Raw genomic sequence first — 19,989 nt, 5'->3', positions numbered from 1 at the left:
AAGGTAAAATTCATGTTAAAGAGTGGATATACACCCAACTTAACTTTTTGACTCGGACGATCTAAAAAAGATACAATGATTCAACATGGCTGAAATGCGGTTAAAAAAATGTGAGTTTAAGACTGAACTTTTTGAGGTCCGTTTACGTTATTTGATATAGAGCCTCTGTTGATATGCATCAGCCTGATGAAAAAAGCAGGGACTTTAGAAATAAAAATCAAGTAAACGGCTGAAAATAAGATATAACAGGCATGAATGCGAGGTTGGAGTATCACGAAGTGCCTATTCAGCGTTTAAAGTTCACATTTCTGCTTCAGGAAGTGGAATTGCGGTTTTGACAAATGGCTGAAAAGAATACAAAATCGATAAAGCAGCCAACTGGCATTAACCATGCTTGAAACATTGTCTGAAATATTTGCGTAGTAAACAAAAGAACAGGGTCATATTCTGCGCATCACAAAAAAAATAAAAAGTGCAGAATCCAGGAAGAGAAACGTTTTAAAGTAATCTGGTTTTGAAAAAAAGGGGGTAACAGAGAACGATGTTGGACGCTATATTCGTCACGATGCAGGTCATTCTGGCACTGCTAGCCGTGTACCAATTCACGTTTTCGCTGTTCGGTCTGATTAAGAAAAAGAAAAAGAAACATTATCCGGCGACAAAATCATTCGCTGTACTCGTCGCAGCACACAATGAAGAACAAGTTATTGGTGCTTTGATGGAGAACTTGAAACAACTGGATTACCCGGAAGATCTGTACGATGTGTTTGTCATTTGTGACAACTGTACGGATGGAACAGCTCAAATTGTAAGACAGCATGGTTTGAATGCTTGTGTACGTACCAATGCTGATCTCAGAGGTAAAGGGTATGCCATCGAATGGATGCTTAAATATCTGTGGAAATTGCCACGTCAGTATGACGCAGTTGTCATGTTTGATGCGGATAATCTGGTTGACCGTAACTTCTTGCTTGAGATGAATGACGACTTGTGCAATGGTTCGCGTGTAATTCAAGGATACATTGATACGAAAAATCCGGAGGATTCCTGGATCACTGCAGCTTATGGCGTATCTTACTGGTACATCAACCGTTTGTGGCAGTTGTCCCGTCATAATTTGAATATGGCGAATTTCCTCGGAGGTACTGGAATGTGCTTCGAGACCAACCTGCTGAAAGAAATTGGTTGGGGCGCTACAAGTCTGGTGGAGGATTTGGAATTTACGATGCGCAGTGTTCAGCGTAATGTATATCCTGTCTTTAACTATGATGCCAAAGTATTTGATGAGAAGCCGTTAACCTTTAAAGCTTCAGCAAGACAACGTCTTCGCTGGATGCAAGGTCACTTTACAGTTGCGCGTAGATATTTCTTCCCGCTGCTGTGGCAAAGTATCAAGGAAAGAAGCTTGGTGAAATTTGACCTTGCTGTGTATGGCGCAAACGTGTACGTTGTTTTGCTTACGTTCCTGATGACAGCTGTCCTATGGGTGGATACAGCGATCTTCAGTGGTCCACATATCGCAAACATATACGGGTACTTCCCGCTTTGGGTAGGATTTGTAGCGATTGGTCTGAACATCCTGACATTCTTGTTGTCCATGGCACTGGAAAAGGTTACTTTTGCCAAAGTGTATCTGTACCTGATCTTGTTCCCGATTTACCTTCTTTCATGGTATCCAATTACGTTCTACGCGTTCTTCACGCAGAACAATAAACAATGGAGCCATACCCAACATACACGTGTTGTACGTTTGGATGAGGTGCAGAGCAAGCAGGGTTAATGAATGACTTGGATGAGAGCATTTCTGAAAAAATATTGTAGAGACGTTGACAATGGTTTTGCAAGATGTTATAGTATTCAAGTGCGTTAAATGAATAGCTATGGAATCACAAGTAGAAGTCCGACTTCTCACCTGATCAACAAACATGTTGACTGGTCAACGATCCCAATAATTTATGAAGTGTTTACTCATGAAGAATTGTGTTGATTACAGGGATGTCGGTAGCTTAACCGGCATCCCTTTTATTTTTGTGTAACAGGATATTCAAAATGACCTGGAGGTGGACGGTTATTAGTAAAGATCACATGATTAATGATGAGATTCGGGCGAAGGAAGTACGCCTTGTCGGAGCTGAAGGAGAACAAATTGGGATCACGCCGATTCGGGAAGCACTGCAAATGGCGATTGACCTGAACTTGGACCTGGTCAATGTGGCACCACAGGCTAAACCGCCGGTATGCCGCATCATGGACTATGGCAAATTCCGCTATGAGCAACAAAAGAAAGACAAAGAAGCCCGTAAGAACCAGAAAATTGTTGACATTAAAGAAGTATGGTTCCGTTCCAATATTGAGGAGCATGATTATCAAACGAAGCTTCGTAATGTAGTTAAGTTCTTGAAAGAAGGCGACAAGGTAAAATGTTCCGTTCGTTACCGCGGACGTGAAATTGCGCATGCCGCCATTGGTCAACGGATTTTGGAGCGTGTTAAGGTGGAGGTTGCAGAACTTTGCACCATCGAACGTCAGCCGAAATTGGAAGGCCGCAGTATGATCATGATTCTGGCTCCTAAAGCCTGATAACATTGAAGGAGGAAACACAAAATGCCTAAAATGAAAACACACAGCAGTTTGAAAGGACGCTTCAAAATTACCGGTTCCGGTAAAGTCTTGCGTTACAAAGCTCACAAAAACCACTTGCTTTCCCACAAATCAAAACGTGCTAAGCGCGTTCTGAACGGTAACCCAGTTATGGCTGCCGGGGACGTAAGACGTTTGAAACAAGGTCTGGCTAACTTGAAATAGTAATTCCGTATGGGGGATCGGCTTAGGCCGTACACATACCACGGATACATTTAATATTTATTGGGAGGTTCTTTAATATGGCAAGAGTAAAAGGCGGTTTTGTAGTACGTCGTCGTCATAAAAAGGTTTTGAAACTGGCAAGAGGTTATTTCGGTTCCAAACACCGTATTTTTAAAACAGCTAACGAGCAAGTAATGAAATCCCTGGTATACGCATACCGTGACCGTCGCAACACAAAACGTAACTTCCGCAGACTGTGGATCGTTCGTATCAATGCTGCAGCACGTATGAATGGTTTGTCTTACAACAAACTGATCCATGGATTGAAACTTGCTGGAGTTGACATGAACCGTAAAATGTTGGCTGATCTGGCCGTTAACGACATCAATGCGTTCAACTCTTTGGCTACTGTAGCTAAAGGCAAAATCAACGCTTAAAATTGTTTATGCAAGCCGCCGTACCTATGGCGGCTTTTTTTACGGCTTAAAGATTGATCTACTCCAAGGAGTAGGGGGTTCGCAACGAATATGCTGTAGCCTGTAAGGACACAATGAAAGCATATAACAGTTGAATAACAGGCTGTGATATTACATAAAATACGAACGGTGAAATAATGCAAACCAAAACAGGTCAATTCCACATCTTTCTAGTGAGGACGATATGTTTTTGTTATATAACATCACATCGTTGTAACGTTAGTGTGTTAAATCGTTAAATTATTAAGCGCTTTCAATAAAAAAAGAGCAAAAATAAGTGATATTTGGTGATGAAACATCTGGATTTTACCACGGGTTGAATGTATAATCACCTCTAGTAGGCTAGTCCTAAAATTTTCTCTTCATGTCATAATGTTCGGTTTTTCGACAGGTGACACAATCTTTAAGGGGTAAGAATGCGCTTTTAATGTCGAAGAAACCATACATTCTGCTTAAAAGCCTTATTATCGATCTGTTGATCCGTTCCATTTTGGCCTGGACAGGAATTAGGTATATATCATTAAGGGGGAACAAGAGAAATGAAAAAGATGCTCAGCTTGTCTTTGGTCATGTTGCTGGCAGTATCGGTTATGCTCGCAGGTTGCGGTAGCAAACCGAAAGAGGAAACAAATGCCGGAGGAACTACAGGTGGCGAAAACACTGAAGCTAAATCCGATTTGAAAATCGGTATGGTTACTGACGTAGGTGGAGTTAACGACAAATCGTTTAACCAATCCGCTTGGGAAGCTCTGCAAGCAACTGAAACTGAAACAGGTGTAGCTGTTAAATACCTGCAAAGTAAATCCGATGAAGAGTACATTCCAAACCTGAACGAGTTCGTTAAAGGTGGATATGATCTGACTTGGGGTATCGGTTTCCAATTGGCTGATGCGATCAAGACTGTAGCTGAACAAAATCCTGATTCCAAACTCGCGATCATCGACAGTGTTGTTGATGCTCCTAACGTTAAATCCGTAACATTTGCTGAAGAAGAAGGTTCTTACTTGGTAGGTGTTGTAGCTGGTCTGACAACTAAATCAAACAAAATTGGTTTTGTAGGCGGTATGGAAAGCCCACTGATCAAAAAGTTTGAAGTAGGTTTCAGAGAAGGCGTTAAAGCTGTTAATCCTAATGCTGAGTTCATTTCGAACTACACAGGTGCATTTGATAAGCCTGACCTTGGTAAAGCAGCAGCAGCTACACTTTACAACAAAGGCGTAGATATCATTTTCCACGCTTCCGGTGCTACGGGTAATGGTGTGTTCAATGAAGCAATCGCTCGTAAGAAACAAGGCCAAGACGTTTGGGTTATCGGTGTAGATAAAGACCAATCCCTGGAGTTTGGTGATGATGTAACACTGACTTCCATGATCAAAAAAGTTGACGAAGCTGTTAAGCGCGTAAACCAAGAAATCATTGATGGAACATTCAAAGGCGGAGCTGAGAATCTGACTTTGAAAGAAAATGGTGTAGGTGTCGCTGATACTTCTACGAAAAATGTTTCTGCTGATATCCTTGCAAAAGTGGACGAATACAAAGAAAAAATCATCAACGGCGAAATCAAAGTTCCTACAGAGTAATCTGATTCTGCTGTGAAAATAAATAATCATCGAGGCCGGTCTTGACCGGCCTTATGATTGTCAGAGCAGGAAAATTTGCTCATGTCATCATAACAATTGTACAAGCTACGTAATACGTGCTTGGGCATAAGCCCACGGCAAAAGCAAGAAGACTTTGTATCAACGCTCCGGTAGGAGCTTTTCTTAAGATTATGGAATGCAGAAGTTTCGGTGAAACTGAAGGATTCGATAATCCTAAGAAAAAGTACCGCTGAAATGCGGTCATCTTCCTTGAATAAACGTCGTTAGACGTTTTTCTTACGTTTGCGGAACCACACTATATCAGGTATAAGGGTGATTACATGGGTGCAGCAACCCCCGTCGTTGAGTTGAAACAAATCACGAAGCGTTTCCCAGGCATTGTTGCCAACGACGCCATCAGCCTTCAGCTTCGTAAAGGCGAGATCCATGCTCTACTGGGCGAAAACGGCGCTGGTAAATCAACGTTGATGAATATTGTCTTTGGTCTCTATCAGCCGGATGAAGGTTCCATTGAAGTGAATGGCAAGCCTGTCATCATCGACAGCCCTAACAAAGCAATCGATCTTGGCATCGGCATGGTGCATCAGCACTTTAAGCTTGTACAGCCGTTCACGGTAACAGAGAACATTATTTTGGGATCTGAACCAAGGAAAGGTCTCAACATTAATTATAAAAAAGCTGCTGCTGAAGTGCAGCGTCTGTCTGAACAGTATGGACTCAAAGTGAATCCGCATGCCAAAATTCATGACATTTCTGTCGGAATGCAGCAACGTGTTGAGATTGTAAAAACGTTGTATCGTGGTGCAGACATTCTTATTTTTGACGAGCCTACTGCTGTATTAACACCTCAGGAAATCAAAGAACTGATGGTAATCATGAAAAAGTTGGTGGCCGAAGGCAAATCCATTATTCTGATTACACACAAACTGAAAGAAATCATGGAAATCTCAGATACGGTAACGATTATTCGCCGGGGTAAAGTGATTGATTCCGTTATAACATCAGAAACGAATCCGAATGAGTTGGCAGAAAAAATGGTTGGTCGCAATGTCACATTTAAAGTGGACAAAAAGCCGGCTACACCAGGAAACAATGTGCTTGAAGTTAGCAAATTGACCGCCAAAAACAAAGAAGGTATCTCGGTTCTGAACGAACTTAACCTGAATGTACGTGCAGGAGAGATTGTGGGAATCGCAGGTGTCGATGGTAATGGACAGAGCGAACTGATTGAGGCTCTTACCGGACTGCGTAAAGTAGATAGCGGTTCGATTCGTCTCGAGGGTAAAGAACTGTCTAATCATTCTCCGCGCCATATTTCGGAGTCGGGTGTAGCCCATATTCCGGAAGACCGGCACAAACATGGACTTGTCCTTGATTTTTCTGTGAGTGAAAATATCGTCCTGGAATCGTATTATAAAGCTCCTTATACGCGTAAAGGATTCCTTAACTTCGATGCTATTAAGAAGCAAGCGAAACGTCTTGTGGAGGCATTTGATGTGCGTACACCAAGCATTGAAACGAAAGCCCGCTCTTTATCGGGAGGGAACCAACAGAAAGCCATTATCGCACGTGAGGTTGATAAGAACCCAGAACTGCTTATTGCTGCCCAGCCAACTCGTGGTCTGGACGTAGGTGCTATTGAGTTTGTGCAAAAACAATTGATTGCACAACGTGATCAGGGCAAAGCGGTATTGCTGATCTCATTCGAGCTGGATGAAATTATCAACGTATCCGACCGAATTGCTGTCATTTATGAAGGACAGATCGTGGGCGAGGTGCTGCCGGAAGAAACCAATGACAGGGAGCTCGGCTTGATGATGGCGGGCAGCACCCAAAAGAGAGGTACTGTGCATGAGTAACGTATTGAAATGGTTTACCCGTGATTCATTTATATTACCTATTGTAGCCATCATTATGGGTCTGATCCTCGGTGGTATTGTCATGCTGATCGGCGGATACAACCCGATTGAAGCTTACAGCGCATTGTTTACGAAGGTTTTCGGAGACATGTACAACTTTGGTGAAGCAGTCCGGGAAATGACACCGCTCATTATGACAGGACTTGCATTTGCATTTGCGGCACGTGCAGGACTGTTTAATATCGGGGGAGAAGGACAATTTCTCGTCGGTATGACTGCGGCAACTTTTGTAGGTGTGAAGTTTGCAGGTCTGCCAATCTACATTCATGCTCCACTGGCTTTGATTGCTGGTGCAGTATTTGGTGGTCTGTGGGCAGCTATTGCCGGTTACCTGAAAGCAGCGCGTGGGGTTAACGAAGTTATCAGTAGTATCATGCTGAACTGGATTGGTCTGTATCTGGCCAACCTGATCGTGCGCCAATTCCTGCTGTTAAAAGGTGAAAATCGTTCGGTGGATATCAGTGATACCGCATCGATTAGTCTGACATGGCTTTCCGAGCTGATGGGCAACTCTCGTGTCCACATGGGAACATTGATTGCTCTTGTCATGGCTGTACTCTTTTATATTTACATGTGGAAAACCAAACAAGGGTACGAGATTCGTGCCGTAGGATATAACCCGAATGCGGCAGAGTATGCGGGTATGCATGTCAATCGCAATATCGTGAAAGCTATGTTTATCAGTGGTATGCTTGCAGGTCTTGGCGGTGCATTCCAGGTACTTGGTGTGTTCCAATACCAGACCGTTATGTCAGGCTCGCCGGGAACAGGTTTTGACGGCATCGCGGTTGCACTGATTGGTTTGAATCATCCGTTCGGTGTGTTGCTGGGCGCGTTGTTGTTCGGTACGCTCACTTATGGATCTGCGGGAATGAGCTTTGCTGCGGATGTACCGCCCGAGATTATTCGGATTGTTATCGGTTCGATTATCTTCTTCATTGCGGCACAAGGCATCGTGCGCTGGGTACTTAAACCGTTCTATTCCAAGCGCAAGAAAGAGAAGGTGTTGTAGATGGACTTGTTGACAATTGGGCAAATTATCAATACGACGCTTGTCTTTGCCACGGCATTGATTTTTGCATCCCTGGGCGGGATTTTCTCGGAAAAATCCGGTGTGACTAACCTTGGACTTGAAGGTTTCATGGTATTTGGTGCGTTTGCTGCGGGGATTGCTGCGCATTATGCACAAGAAGCTGGCATGGGTGGAACAACGTCTGCATGGATGGGGATTTTGTTCGCAGTTGTGCTGGGCGTAGTGGTTTCACTGATCCACGCGGTTGCCTCCATTACGTTTAAGGCAGACCAAATTATCAGCGGTATCGTTATTAACTTTCTGGCAGCAGGAAGTACACTTTATCTGGTAAAGCTGCTGTTTGAAGGATCAGGCGATTCACCATTGGTGCAAGGATTCAGCAAGTTTGATGTGCCACTGTTAAAAGATATTCCTTTGCTTGGGGAAGCTTTCTTCAAGAATGTGTACCCGACAACTTATCTGGCTGTTTTGTTCGTCTTTCTGACGTATTACATTATGTACAAAACCCCATTCGGTCTTCGTCTTCGCTCGGTTGGTGAACATCCTAGTGCTGCGGATACCGTAGGTGTTAAAGTGCGTCGTTACCGTTATGTTGCGGTTATGATCAGTGGTGCGCTGGCTGCTATTGGTGGAGCTGCAATCACGCTGACTACGACGGGTACATTCTCTCATAATACTGTTTCCGGCCAAGGTTACATTGCGATTGCAGCGATGATCTTTGGTAAGTGGAATCCGATTGGCGCCTTTGGGGCGGCTGTGTTCTTTGGTTTCTCTCAAGCTATCCGGAACTATGTACAGTTGTTCGAATGGTCTCAAAGTATTCCCCAGGAAATTATTTATATGCTGCCATACCTGCTCACCATCATCGTGCTCGTTGCGGCTGTTGGACGCTCTTCTGCTCCGTCCGCACTCGGGGAACCGTATGATCCGGGGAAAAGGTAACAAGAGAAATGATGTTTTGCCACATAATGCTTTACTAGAAAAGGTTCGCCTCGTGCGGACCTTTTTTTTGTTTCATAAAGAAAAATAACAGATAACCAGCTCTCTTAACTGATATAGAGAAAGAAACCCATATTTTCATTTAGGGACAAAGAAACAGGCGAAGCTGGCCCTGGACGAATACACTGTTTTGAACGATCCGAGGAGGAGGGGAAAGTATGAAACAACATGTTACGCGTGATGAAGCGATGAAATTAATAGGCAAAAATATTGTCGCGATCAAAAAAGACGGAACTCGGGTGACGGGAAAACTCTTAAAAGTATCAGGTAATAAATTGGTTTTGAAACGTCCCATTGGCAAAAAAGTACGCACCAAAGCCATTTTGCCATTGGTATTATTTGATTTACTCGCTGTTGCAACGCTGCCTTATGCTTACGGCCCTGGTCCTGGATATGGTTTTGGTCCAGGTGTTGGACCAGGATATGGCCCGGGACCAAAACCAGGCCCTGGATATGGACCAGGTTTTGGTGGTGGATATGGACCAGGCCCTGGATATGGACCCTACGGACCACGGCCACCAGGATTTTTCTAGACCGAGTTATAATGTTTTTTCCAACTCGTAACAGCGGCTTAACATAATGTATCGAATCGTTCTATATCCATTTTTTTGGTAAAATTGCAGGCCTTTTGTATTGCCTTCATCAACCATCACTTTGGATCTTTTGCAACCTCGAGATGCTGCGAAATTTTCTGCTTTGAGCAGCAAGTTCTGACCATATCTCTTTCGCTGTTCTTTTGTGGCAACAGCCATCATATCCACATACAGCAGTTCGCCGTGCATGAGAAAATGAATGAATGCGACAGCTTCGTTGTCAGGATTCGATGAGACAACAAAGGTCATGCCCCTGTTCATTCGCAGGGGTATATCTTTGCGTATTTTATTGATTTCACTTTCACTCATATGAGATAGAGGAACAAGTTGAGAGTCAATCAGCCTCATTATGGCGGCATCATCCAGCTTGGATTTACGTTGCCGAATCACCATCGGAAGCCTCCTTTCAGGACCAGTCGTGCTGCTCGTATATCCTATGCCTGAAGCAAGTTGAAAGGTGACTGAATGAAGCAGTGTGATTGGGGTAACGTTAAAGATGGAGAATGAAGGATTAGGGACGTTCTGAATTTTTATACAAAAGGGGTATTGACTTATCGGTTGGAGGAATCATATAATGTTCCTAACATTTAACGAGAATATTTCATCGGCTATGAAGAGGACGAAGTTTTAAGGGCTCTTTTGCTCAGAGAGTGGCTGGAATTGCTGAAACCACCACCATTACCCCTTATATACGAGCTCACCTCGGAGCTGTTTTCCTGAAAAGCATTGGATGTCACTCCACTCGCGTATTAGGGGAAATCGTATGTCTGCGTTACAGACAACAGGTATGGAGAACGGGTATATCCGTTTGATCTATCGTTTTTTGTACCTGGTAAGGTCCGTTATTGCGAAATTTCGGACAAAGTTGGGTGGTACCACGGAAGCAACAACCTTTCGTCCCTCGCAAGCATAAACTTGTTTGCAGGGATGGAAGGTTTTTTTTGTAACTTTAAATGTCAGAATGATGTAAATTCCGAGAGGAGGATGACTGATGGGAGCTCAAATTCCAGAAGTACGATCGACAGATGAATTACGTGAAAAATGGATGAAGCCGGAGGTCATTAGCGGTTCCGAAATTCTGCTGAGAAGCTTGTTGCTGGAAGGTGTAGAGTGCGTTTTTGGTTACCCGGGCGGCGCAGTGTTGTACATTTACGATGCGATGTATGGTTTCGAGGATTTCAAGCACGTATTAACCCGTCACGAACAAGGCGCCATTCATGCGGCTGACGGATATGCACGGGCGAGTGGAAAAGTGGGTGTCTGTATCGCAACCTCCGGACCTGGAGCAACAAATCTGGTTACGGGTATTGCAACAGCGTATATGGACTCGGTACCACTCGTTGTCATTACCGGGAATGTAATCTCCAGCCTGATCGGCTCAGATGCTTTCCAGGAAGCTGATATTACCGGAATCACGATGCCAATAACCAAACACAGTTATCTGGTAAAAGACGTAAAAGATCTGCCACGTGTCATTCATGAGGCATTCCATATTGCGAATACGGGCCGTAAAGGTCCAGTATTAATCGACATTCCAAAAGATGTATCGGCCAACAAAACGTTGTTTGAACCGATAACTGAACCTGTTACATTGAGAGGGTATAACCCACGGACAGTGCCAAACAAACTTCAGGTTGATCGTCTGGCTCAGGCGATTCAGGAAGCAGAACGTCCGATGATTCTGGCAGGCGGCGGTGTAGTTTACTCCGGTGGACACGAAGCGCTGTTCGAATTTGTGGAGAAGACAGGCATTCCAATCACGACAACACTTCTCGGACTTGGAGCATTCCCAAGTGGCCATGAATTGTGGACCGGGATGCCGGGTATGCACGGAACATACACTTCCAATCAGGCGATTCAAAAATCGGATTTGCTGATCAACATCGGCGCAAGATTCGATGACAGGGTAACAGGCAAGTTGGACGGATTCGCTCCACATGCGAAAATTGTGCACATTGATATTGATCCGGCTGAAATTGGCAAAAACATCGCAACGGACATTCCAATCGTTGGTGATGTGAAAACGGTTCTCGAAATAGCGAACAAAGAGGTTCAACGCGCTGAACGTGCGGATGCTTGGAGAGATCAGATCAAACAGTGGAAACAAGAGAAACCTTACAGCTACACAGATTCAGACGAAGTTTTGAAACCGCAATGGGTTGTGGAAATGCTGAATGATACAACCAAAGGCGAAGCAATCGTGACTACGGACGTTGGACAGCATCAAATGTGGGCTGCTCAGTATTACAAATTCAACCAGCCACGTTCATGGGTAACCTCCGGTGGACTGGGAACGATGGGTTTTGGATTCCCTTCTGCAATTGGTGCTCAAATGGCCAACCCGGACAGACTCGTTATTTCGATCAACGGTGACGGCGGCATGCAGATGTGTTCTCAAGAACTTGCGATCTGTGCCATTAACAACATCCCGGTGAAAATTGTTATTATCAACAATCAGGTCCTTGGAATGGTACGTCAGTGGCAAGAGATCATCTACGAGAACCGTTATAGTCATATCGACTTGGCAGGCAGCCCTGATTTTGTAAAACTTGCTGAAGCTTATGGTGTAAAAGGATTGCGTGCAACCAACAAGGAAGAAGCCGAGCGTGCTTGGCAAGAAGCCCTGGATACACCAGGACCGGTCGTTGTTGAGTTCGTAGTACGCAAGGAAGAAAATGTATATCCAATGGTTCCGCAAGGAGCGACAATCGATCAAATGCTGATGGGGGATGCTGAGGAATGATAAGACATACGATTTCGATATTGGTCAACGATCAGCCTGGCGTCCTGCAGCGGGTATCAGGGTTGTTCGGTCGACGGGGGTTCAACATTGAGAGCATCACGGTAGGTCAATCCGAGGAACCGGGTTTGTCCCGGATGGTCATTGTGACGGTCGGTGATGACAAAACGCTGGAACAGATTGAAAAGCAACTGTACAAAATTATCGATGTCATCAAAGTGGTTGATTTCAGTCTGAAACCGATGGTTGCCCGTGAACTTGCATTGATCAAAGTTAAAGCAGAGCCTTCCGAGCGTCCTGAGATTCTGGGTGTGGTGGAGACATTCCGCGCATCTGTTGTAGATGTTGGTCCAGGCAGCCTGATTGTACAGGTAGTCGGAGACACAGATAAAATTGATGCGATGATCGAACTGCTTAAGCCATACGGCATTCGCGAACTGTCACGTACAGGCGTAACTGCATTGGTACGAGGCAACGTGTAAACAGTCATATTGAAAAAAAAGCATGGTCTGATGCTTATCAACGGAACGACTAAGGTGCGTTAGCAGCATTAAGCTGAGAAATACCGTTAATCTTAGATGAGGTGCCAGTCCCTTACAAGTTGCAATTTAACATTTTAGTGATGTAACGCTTGACAATATAGCCACACACCCGCATTAACGGGCGGGTGTCTGAATGGATCGGATCAGACCAGAGACGCTAAAGCAGGGAAAAGCGTGCCGGTCCCTTGAGACACCCGCTCATTAATGAAGGGTTCTTTACAATACAAAGGAGGACTTATAAACATGCCAGTAACTACTTATTATGAACAGGATGCAGAGCTTAGCGTATTGAAAGGAAAAACGATTGCGGTCATCGGTTACGGTAGCCAGGGCCATGCCCAAGCTCAAAACCTGCGTGACAGTGGATTGAACGTAGTCATCGGACTTCGTGAAGGTAAATCTTTTGACACTGCAAAAAATGACGGATTCGAAGTTCTGTCCCCGGCTGAAGCAACTAGCCGTGCAGACGTAGTTCAAATTTTGCTGCCTGACGAAACACAAGCTTCTGTATACAAAAACGAAATCGAACCAAACCTGAAAAAAGGTGCTGCATTGCTCTTCTCCCACGGTTTCAACGTTCATTTCGGTCAAATCGTTGCTCCAAAAGACAGCGATGTATTGCTGGTAGCTCCTAAGTCTCCTGGCCACATGGTACGTCGTACCTACGTGGAAGGATTCGGTGTACCAGGCCTGATCGCAATCGAGCAAGATGCAACAGGAAAAGCAAAAGATATCGGTTTGGCTTATGCCAAAGGTATCGGTTGCACGCGTGCAGGGGTTATCGAAACTTCCTTCCGTGAAGAAACAGAAACAGACCTGTTCGGTGAGCAAGCTGTTCTGTGTGGCGGTGTAAGTGCCCTGGTAAAAGCTGGATTTGAAACGTTAACAGAAGCGGGTTACGCTCCTGAAATGGCATACTTCGAGTGTCTGCACGAATTGAAATTGATCGTTGACCTGATGTATGAAGGTGGACTTGCAAGCATGCGTGATTCCATCAGTAACACAGCTGAGTACGGTGACTATGTAACTGGGCCTCGCGTGGTAACTGAAGATACGAAGAAAGCAATGAAAGAAGTTCTGACAGATATCCAACAAGGTAAATTTGCACGTGATTTCATCCTGGAAAACCAATCCGGACGTGCATTCCTGACAGCAACTCGTCGCAACGAAGCTGAACACCCAATCGAAGTGGTTGGCGGACAATTGCGTGAGATGATGCACTGGATCAAAAAGTAAGCATTCGTTTTAAGGTCATCTAGTAAACTTACAGCTTTAACCGGGAATAGCGGCCGTGCATATGCGTGTGCCGCTATTACTGGTTTAGAGGAACACACAATACAAGTCTAGGAGGTGCGAGGCGTGCGTAAAATCTATGTATTTGACACAACGCTGCGTGATGGAGAACAATCCCCGGGGGTCAATCTGAACACTCGTGAAAAGGTGGAAATTGCGCACCAGCTCGAGCGGCTTGGTATTGACCGAATGGAAGCCGGTTTCCCCGCGGCCTCTCCAGGGGATTTGGCGGCAGTTAATGCAGTAGCCAAAGCGGTCAAAAACGTTACGGTCATTGGCTTGTCCCGCTCCAGAGAGCAGGATATTGATGCCGTAAAAGAGGCGTTGAAGGGCGCTCAAGATCCGTGTATCCATATCTTTTTGGCAACTTCACCTATTCACCGTCAGCACAAATTGCGCATGGACAGAGCCCAGGTTCTCGATACAGCTCGTTCCGCCATTCGTTATGCGAAGAAAACTTTTTCGAAGCTCGAATTCTCGTTGGAGGATGCAGGTCGGACCGAGTATGATTTCCTCGTTGAGATGGTGAATATGGCTGTGGAAGAAGGCGCAGCGGTTGTAAATATCCCGGATACGGTGGGCTATCTGAGCCCATACGAGTACGGTAATATTTTCAAGCATCTAAAGGAAAACGTTCACAACATCGATAAAGTGCAGCTGAGTGCACACTGTCATAATGACCTGGGGATGGCAACTGCCAACACGCTTGCAGCGATTCTGAATGGAGCCGATCAAATTGAGGGCACTATTAACGGCATTGGTGAACGTGCAGGTAATACCGCGATTGAAGAGATTGCCATGGCACTGGAGACACGTCAGGAATTTTTCCAGGCAAAAACTTCGCTGCAACTTTCTGAAATTGCTCGCACAAGTCGTCTCGTGAGTCGTTTGACGGGTATGATTGTACCTGGAAATAAAGCGATTGTTGGTGCGAATGCGTTTGCACACGAATCCGGAATTCACCAGGATGGCATGCTGAAGGAGAAAACAACGTACGAAATTATGACGCCAGAGACCATCGGTCTGAAGGAAAGCAAGCTCGTATTGGGTAAACACTCAGGACGTCATGCCTTCCGTGAGCGCTTGATTGAGCTCGGTTATGAACTGGAAGATGAAGCCTTGAACCGTGCTTTTGCCCAATTCAAAGATCTGGCTGATAAGAAAAAAGAAGTGACGGATGAGGATTTGCTGGCAGTCATCGAAGAGAAATTGCAGGATGCACCTGAGGTGTTTAAACTGGAATCCATCTTTGTGACGTATGGTGATGAATCCACTCCAACAGCTAAAGTTCGCATTGCTACACTTGATGGGGATACGTTGGAACAACAAGCAGAAGGAAATGGATCGGTAGATGCGATCTATAATGCGATTGACCAAGTGAGCGGGGAAGAGGTAACGCTATCCGACTACTCGATCAAATCCGTTACGCATGGTAAGGATGCACTGGGTGAGGTACACGTCGTACTTACTCAAAATCAGATTTCTGTACAAGGACGTGGCGTAAGTACCGATATACTGGGTGCCAGTGCACGTGCTTATGTGGATGGATTGAACAAGTTGATTGAGAAACGCAAAACCTATACGGATCGCGTTAATGTGAACCTGTAACACATCATTTGCAGCAAGCAAAGCTCTTCATTGGACTGGAATTCGTCTGGCTGGAGAAGCTGAGGTGGGGTTCCCAGTCCTAAGTATTGTAGTTCAGTGAGGTACATAAAAAGTCTGACCCTCAACATTTGAAGGTCAGACTTTTTTGTTGTTACGTATAGGATAATTGCATTTTATTAGAGTATTTCCATGGAAAAGACGTATTCAGTTAAGCCGATAAGCTTTTACCAAGCATATGCGTTCGGAGCATGTCCTCCCGGTCCAGGGAAGATTTCATCCAGACGTTTGAGGACCGCTTCATCCAAAGTGACATCGAGACATTTGAGAGCCGTTTCAAACTGCTCCAGCGTACGCGGCCCAATAATAGGTGCGGTAACTGCCGGATTAGCGGCCACCCATGCCAAAGCGATGGTGTCCTGCGGTTCGCCGAGTTCGCGGCAGAGTGCTGCGAATTGTTCAAGCTGAGTTTGATGGGACTCAATCCGCTCAGCAATGCCACCACTGCGTGTGCCTTCCAGCTTCTGGAGTGCATTACGTCCGAGTAAGCCACCATCCAACGGGCTCCATGGTATTACGCCAAGGCCCAGTTCTTTCGCTGCGGGCAGGACTTCGAGTTCAGGCAACCGGCAGTTGAGACTGTATTTATGCTGCTCGGATACAAGACCGAGGAAATGGCGATTTTTGGCTTCACTTTGTGCAACGGCAATCTGCCAACCGGCAAAGTTACTTGAACCTACATAACCAATTTTGCCTTGATGAACAGCGTTCTCAAACGCGCCCCAAAGCTCGTCCCATGAGATGGCGGGATCAACATGGTGCATCTGGTACAGTTCAACATGATCGGTTTGCAGGCGGCGGAGGGAACCCTCCAGATGCCGTCTAATTTTGTAGGCGGAGAGACCTGCATCATTGTTTGGACCGTCTGTATCGTCATGCATGGAGCCATAGACTTTGGTAGCAAGAACGACTTTTTCACGTCTGCCTCCGCCCTGTTTAAACCAGCGACCAATGATCTCCTCGGTGAGACCCGAATTTTCGCCCCAACCATAAATGTTAGCGGTATCAAAAAAGTTCACACCGGCATCGAGTGCCGCATCCATGATACGGAATGCCTCTTTTTCGTCTGTAGCAGGACCAAAGTTCATCGTGCCGAGACAGATCCGGCTGACTTTAAGACCTGATTTTCCCAAGTACGTGTATTGCATGATTGCAATCCCTCCTGAGTTACCTGAATTTGTCTTCAGGTTTTATTTTAACTCAGTCAGAGGGGCAGAACAACCAATCTTAAACAGCTTATAGGTAAAAACTATTAAAGTCATAGATTGTATATCTTGGTCAAATGACCTCTGAATATGATACAAAAGAGAGAGTTAAAAATGACACGTTAATCATTGAAGTGAATAACCGAATGAAATGGATATAAGGAGTGGACAACCCATGGCAGACGTGAAAAAAATTGCAGTTATCGCAGGTGACGGAATCGGTCCTGAAGTCGTAGCGGAGGCAGAAAAAGTTCTCAAACGTACGGAGGAAGTGTTCGGATACCGTTTTGAGACAGAGCATGCGCTGTTTGGTGGAATCGCTATTGATGAAAAAGGTACACCACTTCCAGAAGAAACACTGACAGTATGTAAGAGTGCAGATGCTGTGCTGCTCGGTGCCGTTGGTGGTCCAAAATGGGACAACAACAGCAAGGAATTGCGTCCCGAAACAGGCTTGCTCGGCATTCGCAAAGCGCTCGGACTGTTCTCGAACCTGCGTCCGGCAGTGGTGTTTGATTGCTTGAAAGATGCTTCCACCTTGAAACCGGAAGTGTTGGAAGGTACGGATCTGATGGTCGTGCGTGAGTTGACCGGGGGAATCTACTTTGGTGAAAAGTTCAGACGTGAAGGTGCACAAGGCGAAGAAGCAGTGGATACATGCGTATATAATGTAACCGAAGTGGAGCGCATCGTTCGTCAGGCGTTTGTAATTGCCCAAGGACGTAGCAAAAGATTGGCTTCAGTAGATAAAGCCAACGTGCTGGAAACTTCCCGTCTTTGGAGAGAAGTTGTTAACCGTGTAGCACCGGAATATCCGGATGTTGAAGTGGAACATGTACTTGTAGACAACTGTGCAATGCAGCTGCTGCGTCGTCCATCCAGCTTTGACGTTATCGTGACTGAAAATATGTTCGGAGATATCCTTAGTGATGAAGCAGCGATGTTGACAGGTTCAATCGGCATGCTCGCATCTGCATCACTGGGTGAAGGAAGCTTTGGTCTTTATGAGCCAGTACACGGTTCAGCGCCGGATATCGCAGGTCAAGGACTGGCGAATCCGATCGCAACGATCCTTTCGCTGGCATTGATGTTCCGTACAACCTTTGGTTATGCGGAAGGTGCTGATGCAATTGAAGCAGCTGTGTCTGATGTGCTGAATGCAGGACATCGTACAAGCGACATCGCTGTAGACAAGAGCAAAGCGATCAGCACGACAGAAATGGGCGATTTGATCGTCGCAGCCATCCAAAAGCAAGCTTAATAATAGTAACAACCGAACAGCTCTTTGCTCCGATCCGGAATTGCAGAGGGCTGTTCCTTTATAATTTTTGCCACGAAAAATTCTTATTTATAATGATTATAAAAAAACAACGATTATAATCTTGACTTTGAGAAGTCCGGATGATAACATTTTACTTGTACTTGTTATCAAGTCACAAACCCATTTTAATTACAGGAAAAGCGTTCTCGTTTTTCTTGATGATGAGCATTCAACTTGAGTGCTTACATAATCCCAAAGGAGGAATTGTTAGTTATGGCAGAACGTTTGGTTGGTAGACCCGCACCGGATTTTGCAATGGAAACAGTATCGGGAGATGGACAAGACTTTGGTTCCGTAAAACTGTCCGATTATCGTGGCAAATGGCTCGTATTTTTCTTTTATCCTTTGGATTTCACTTTTGTGTGCCCAACTGAAATTACAGCTTTGAGTGATGCTGCTGAGCAATTCAAAGCTTTGGATACTGAAGTTCTTGGCGTGAGCGTTGACTCCGTACACAGCCACAAAGCTTGGATCAACACACCTAAAGACAGCAATGGTCTGGGTCAATTGAACTTCCCGCTTGCTTCCGACATCACAAAACAAGTTGCTAAAGATTATGGCGTTCTGATCGAAGAAGAAGGCGTTGCTCTACGCGGTTTGTTCATCATCGATCCAGAAGGCGAATTGAAATACCAAGTGGTTAACCACAATGATGTAGGCCGTAGTGTTGAAGAAACACTTCGTGTACTGCAAGCTCTGCAATCCGGTGGATTGTGTGCAATGAACTGGAAACCAGGCGACAGCAATCTGTAAGCCTGATTGAACTTGAACGTTTATTGTTCAAGCCCTCATCCCTCAGGGGATTGAGGGCTTTTTGCACCCTTTTGCGAGAATGTAAGTCCTAAAGGAAGAAAAGTGTTTAAACAGGGACATAAACGTGGTAATGATGTAATAGAAGAAAGCCTTCATTTTATCTCTGGAAAGAGGAATCGAAGGGCCTCAAGGCGAATAGGGTATGGAAACCCGGTAAATATTCCGGTGCTCTGCATTTATAATTTGTACATGAATGTGATACACTGATGGAACTATTCCTTTTTCGGAAGTGCTTGAAGTGTACGGGACTGCTTTTATTAAAAAGTCTCGGCACGTTATAAGGAGGGTGAACAAAAATGAGTTACTGTTGTGGGGCAAGTATGGTGGGAACAAAGGGCACGCTGAAGCATTACCGCACCCAGGTTCATAATGTTCCCCTGCTTTTTTGTCCGGTGTGTCACCGGGTAGAAGTGCATTATAAAGTGGAAAATGAATATGAAATTTTGGCTGAATATGCGCATGGAGATGGTGCGTCGGAGATTGATTTTCAAGATTACGTGACGGAAGATGAAGATGCGATTTTTGAAAATTGCGTGAATCGTGAAAGCGAGGATGCTATGGTCATTGTTCAGCGTCAGATCGACATGTCTCTGGATCTACTTCGTCTTGCCAAGGAAATGAAGGATGAGAAGTGGGAAAGCGAACTCAAGCGTCGCTTAGCCGTCATGAGTCAGCGCAGACTTAAAATTCAGCATAACAAGAGTGGACTATAGATTGAATTTAATTATTTAAAATTTAAACTATACAAATGAAGCTTATTCGCTAATCGAGCGAATAAGCTTCGTTTTTGTTGTATACAGAAACTAATTCACGGTTTTTCTTAAAATAATTTCCATTCGACACTTTCTCCGATTGACTCCCTTCTATAAACTTGTCTATGATAAAAACAGACTTGCAAAAGAGGCGGAGCAAAAAATGTTCGTGTTTGGGAATAGGAGAAGCTTAGAATGGAACAAACGTATAATGTTTTCCGGATCGACTCTT

Annotated in this window: 19 protein-coding genes; 17 read left to right on the top strand and 2 right to left on the bottom strand. The window is 44.9% G+C overall.

Translation table 11 applies throughout. The features are described from left to right. Positions 1-541: 541 nt before the first annotated feature. The 9 genes from HW560_RS29430 (at position 542) to HW560_RS29390 (ending at position 9,366) form a co-directional block, all read left to right on the top strand. Positions 542-1,780, top strand: coding sequence for a glycosyltransferase family 2 protein (locus HW560_RS29430; protein WP_024628308.1), 1,239 nt, complete (start codon positions 542-544; stop codon positions 1,778-1,780). Positions 1,781-2,085: 305 nt separating this feature from the next. Beyond that, positions 2,086-2,580, top strand: coding sequence for a translation initiation factor IF-3 (infC, locus tag HW560_RS29425; protein ID WP_024628309.1), 495 nt, complete (start codon positions 2,086-2,088; stop codon positions 2,578-2,580). 24 nt (positions 2,581-2,604) lie between these two features. Next, a complete protein-coding gene (gene rpmI, locus HW560_RS29420; RefSeq protein WP_062320217.1) occupies positions 2,605-2,805 on the top strand; it encodes a 50S ribosomal protein L35 in 201 nt (66 codons plus the stop codon). A gap of 77 nt (positions 2,806-2,882) precedes the next feature. After that, positions 2,883-3,242, top strand: coding sequence for a 50S ribosomal protein L20 (gene rplT / locus HW560_RS29415; RefSeq protein ID WP_017689664.1), 360 nt, complete (start codon positions 2,883-2,885; stop codon positions 3,240-3,242). A 578-nt stretch (positions 3,243-3,820) separates the two neighbouring features. Continuing rightward, positions 3,821-4,861 (top strand): BMP family lipoprotein, encoded by a 1,041-nt coding sequence (locus tag HW560_RS29410; RefSeq protein WP_090895113.1) that lies wholly within the window; start codon positions 3,821-3,823, stop codon positions 4,859-4,861. 341 nt (positions 4,862-5,202) lie between these two features. Next, complete coding sequence (locus HW560_RS29405; protein WP_064639494.1) at positions 5,203-6,741, top strand: ABC transporter ATP-binding protein; 1,539 nt, start codon at positions 5,203-5,205, stop codon at positions 6,739-6,741. Next, the gene (locus tag HW560_RS29400) at positions 6,734-7,813 is read left to right on the top strand and encodes an ABC transporter permease (RefSeq protein WP_090895115.1); all 1,080 of its coding nucleotides are present in this window, start codon (positions 6,734-6,736) and stop codon (positions 7,811-7,813) included. The genes HW560_RS29405 and HW560_RS29400 overlap by 8 nt, the downstream gene beginning before the upstream one ends. Continuing rightward, the gene (locus HW560_RS29395; protein WP_076289934.1) at positions 7,814-8,776 is read left to right on the top strand and encodes an ABC transporter permease; all 963 of its coding nucleotides are present in this window, start codon (positions 7,814-7,816) and stop codon (positions 8,774-8,776) included. It begins immediately after the preceding gene. A gap of 215 nt (positions 8,777-8,991) precedes the next feature. Further along, positions 8,992-9,366, top strand: coding sequence for a hypothetical protein (locus HW560_RS29390; protein ID WP_090895116.1), 375 nt, complete (start codon positions 8,992-8,994; stop codon positions 9,364-9,366). Between the two features lie 6 nt (positions 9,367-9,372). Here the strand turns inward: HW560_RS29390 and HW560_RS29385 are convergent, their stop codons facing one another. Further along, positions 9,373-9,816 (bottom strand): GNAT family N-acetyltransferase, encoded by a 444-nt coding sequence (locus tag HW560_RS29385; RefSeq protein ID WP_179265941.1) that lies wholly within the window; start codon positions 9,814-9,816, stop codon positions 9,373-9,375. A gap of 373 nt (positions 9,817-10,189) precedes the next feature. On the opposite strand from HW560_RS29385, the gene HW560_RS29380 reads away from it, so the two are divergent. The 5 genes from HW560_RS29380 to HW560_RS29360 all read left to right on the top strand — a co-directional run bounded on the left by HW560_RS29380 (position 10,190) and on the right by HW560_RS29360 (position 15,609). Further along, a complete protein-coding gene (locus tag HW560_RS29380) occupies positions 10,190-10,339 on the top strand; it encodes a hypothetical protein (RefSeq protein WP_163759509.1) in 150 nt (49 codons plus the stop codon). A gap of 78 nt (positions 10,340-10,417) precedes the next feature. Continuing rightward, positions 10,418-12,169 (top strand): biosynthetic-type acetolactate synthase large subunit, encoded by a 1,752-nt coding sequence (gene ilvB, locus HW560_RS29375; RefSeq protein WP_090895118.1) that lies wholly within the window; start codon positions 10,418-10,420, stop codon positions 12,167-12,169. Next, the gene (gene ilvN, locus HW560_RS29370; protein WP_090895120.1) at positions 12,166-12,648 is read left to right on the top strand and encodes an acetolactate synthase small subunit; all 483 of its coding nucleotides are present in this window, start codon (positions 12,166-12,168) and stop codon (positions 12,646-12,648) included. The genes ilvB and ilvN overlap by 4 nt, the downstream gene beginning before the upstream one ends. Positions 12,649-12,951: 303 nt before the next feature. Continuing rightward, positions 12,952-13,944, top strand: coding sequence for a ketol-acid reductoisomerase (ilvC, locus tag HW560_RS29365; RefSeq protein WP_024628318.1), 993 nt, complete (start codon positions 12,952-12,954; stop codon positions 13,942-13,944). Between the two features lie 123 nt (positions 13,945-14,067). Next, positions 14,068-15,609, top strand: coding sequence for a 2-isopropylmalate synthase (locus tag HW560_RS29360; RefSeq protein WP_090895122.1), 1,542 nt, complete (start codon positions 14,068-14,070; stop codon positions 15,607-15,609). A 224-nt stretch (positions 15,610-15,833) separates the two neighbouring features. Here HW560_RS29360 and HW560_RS29355 read toward each other — a convergent pair whose 3' ends face one another. After that, complete coding sequence (locus HW560_RS29355; protein WP_076289930.1) at positions 15,834-16,814, bottom strand: aldo/keto reductase; 981 nt, start codon at positions 16,812-16,814, stop codon at positions 15,834-15,836. A gap of 232 nt (positions 16,815-17,046) precedes the next feature. Here HW560_RS29355 and leuB point away from each other — a divergent pair, with 232 nt between their 5' ends. The 3 genes from leuB to HW560_RS29340 all read left to right on the top strand — a co-directional run bounded on the left by leuB (position 17,047) and on the right by HW560_RS29340 (position 19,718). Then, a complete protein-coding gene (gene leuB, locus HW560_RS29350) occupies positions 17,047-18,132 on the top strand; it encodes a 3-isopropylmalate dehydrogenase (protein WP_024628321.1) in 1,086 nt (361 codons plus the stop codon). 273 nt (positions 18,133-18,405) lie between these two features. Further along, positions 18,406-18,945: a peroxiredoxin gene (locus tag HW560_RS29345; protein WP_090895124.1), complete on the top strand. Its 540-nt coding sequence runs from the start codon at positions 18,406-18,408 to the stop codon at positions 18,943-18,945. 356 nt (positions 18,946-19,301) lie between these two features. Next, on the top strand, positions 19,302-19,718 hold the full coding sequence (locus HW560_RS29340; RefSeq protein WP_024628323.1) for a hypothetical protein: 417 nt from the start codon (positions 19,302-19,304) through the stop codon (positions 19,716-19,718). Positions 19,719-19,989 lie beyond the last annotated feature (271 nt).

The sequence above is a fragment of the Paenibacillus sp. E222 genome (assembly GCF_013401555.1).
Lineage (GTDB): Bacteria > Bacillota > Bacilli > Paenibacillales > Paenibacillaceae > Paenibacillus.
Note: the sequence above shows the minus strand (reverse complement) of the source record. Positions and strands in the feature narration are given on the sequence as shown.

Bases quoted from the DNA above. Each gene is read 5' to 3' on its own strand.
- HW560_RS29395 (WP_076289934.1), top strand. From the start codon at position 7,814: ATGGACTTGTTGACAATTGGGCAAATTATCAATACGACGCTTGTCTTT.
- ilvN (WP_090895120.1), top strand. From the start codon at position 12,166: ATGATAAGACATACGATTTCGATATTGGTCAACGATCAGCCTGGCGTC.
- infC (WP_024628309.1), top strand. From the start codon at position 2,086: ATGATTAATGATGAGATTCGGGCGAAGGAAGTACGCCTTGTCGGAGCT.
- HW560_RS29410 (WP_090895113.1), top strand. From the start codon at position 3,821: ATGAAAAAGATGCTCAGCTTGTCTTTGGTCATGTTGCTGGCAGTATCG.
- leuB (WP_024628321.1), top strand. From the start codon at position 17,047: ATGGCAGACGTGAAAAAAATTGCAGTTATCGCAGGTGACGGAATCGGT.
- rplT (WP_017689664.1), top strand. From the start codon at position 2,883: ATGGCAAGAGTAAAAGGCGGTTTTGTAGTACGTCGTCGTCATAAAAAG.
- ilvC (WP_024628318.1), top strand. From the start codon at position 12,952: ATGCCAGTAACTACTTATTATGAACAGGATGCAGAGCTTAGCGTATTG.
- HW560_RS29405 (WP_064639494.1), top strand. From the start codon at position 5,203: ATGGGTGCAGCAACCCCCGTCGTTGAGTTGAAACAAATCACGAAGCGT.
- rpmI (WP_062320217.1), top strand. From the start codon at position 2,605: ATGCCTAAAATGAAAACACACAGCAGTTTGAAAGGACGCTTCAAAATT.
- HW560_RS29430 (WP_024628308.1), top strand. From the start codon at position 542: ATGTTGGACGCTATATTCGTCACGATGCAGGTCATTCTGGCACTGCTA.
- HW560_RS29345 (WP_090895124.1), top strand. From the start codon at position 18,406: ATGGCAGAACGTTTGGTTGGTAGACCCGCACCGGATTTTGCAATGGAA.
- ilvB (WP_090895118.1), top strand. From the start codon at position 10,418: ATGGGAGCTCAAATTCCAGAAGTACGATCGACAGATGAATTACGTGAA.
- HW560_RS29390 (WP_090895116.1), top strand. From the start codon at position 8,992: ATGAAACAACATGTTACGCGTGATGAAGCGATGAAATTAATAGGCAAA.
- HW560_RS29400 (WP_090895115.1), top strand. From the start codon at position 6,734: ATGAGTAACGTATTGAAATGGTTTACCCGTGATTCATTTATATTACCT.
- HW560_RS29355 (WP_076289930.1), bottom strand. From the start codon at position 16,814: ATGCAATACACGTACTTGGGAAAATCAGGTCTTAAAGTCAGCCGGATC.
- HW560_RS29380 (WP_163759509.1), top strand. From the start codon at position 10,190: ATGTCTGCGTTACAGACAACAGGTATGGAGAACGGGTATATCCGTTTG.
- HW560_RS29340 (WP_024628323.1), top strand. From the start codon at position 19,302: ATGAGTTACTGTTGTGGGGCAAGTATGGTGGGAACAAAGGGCACGCTG.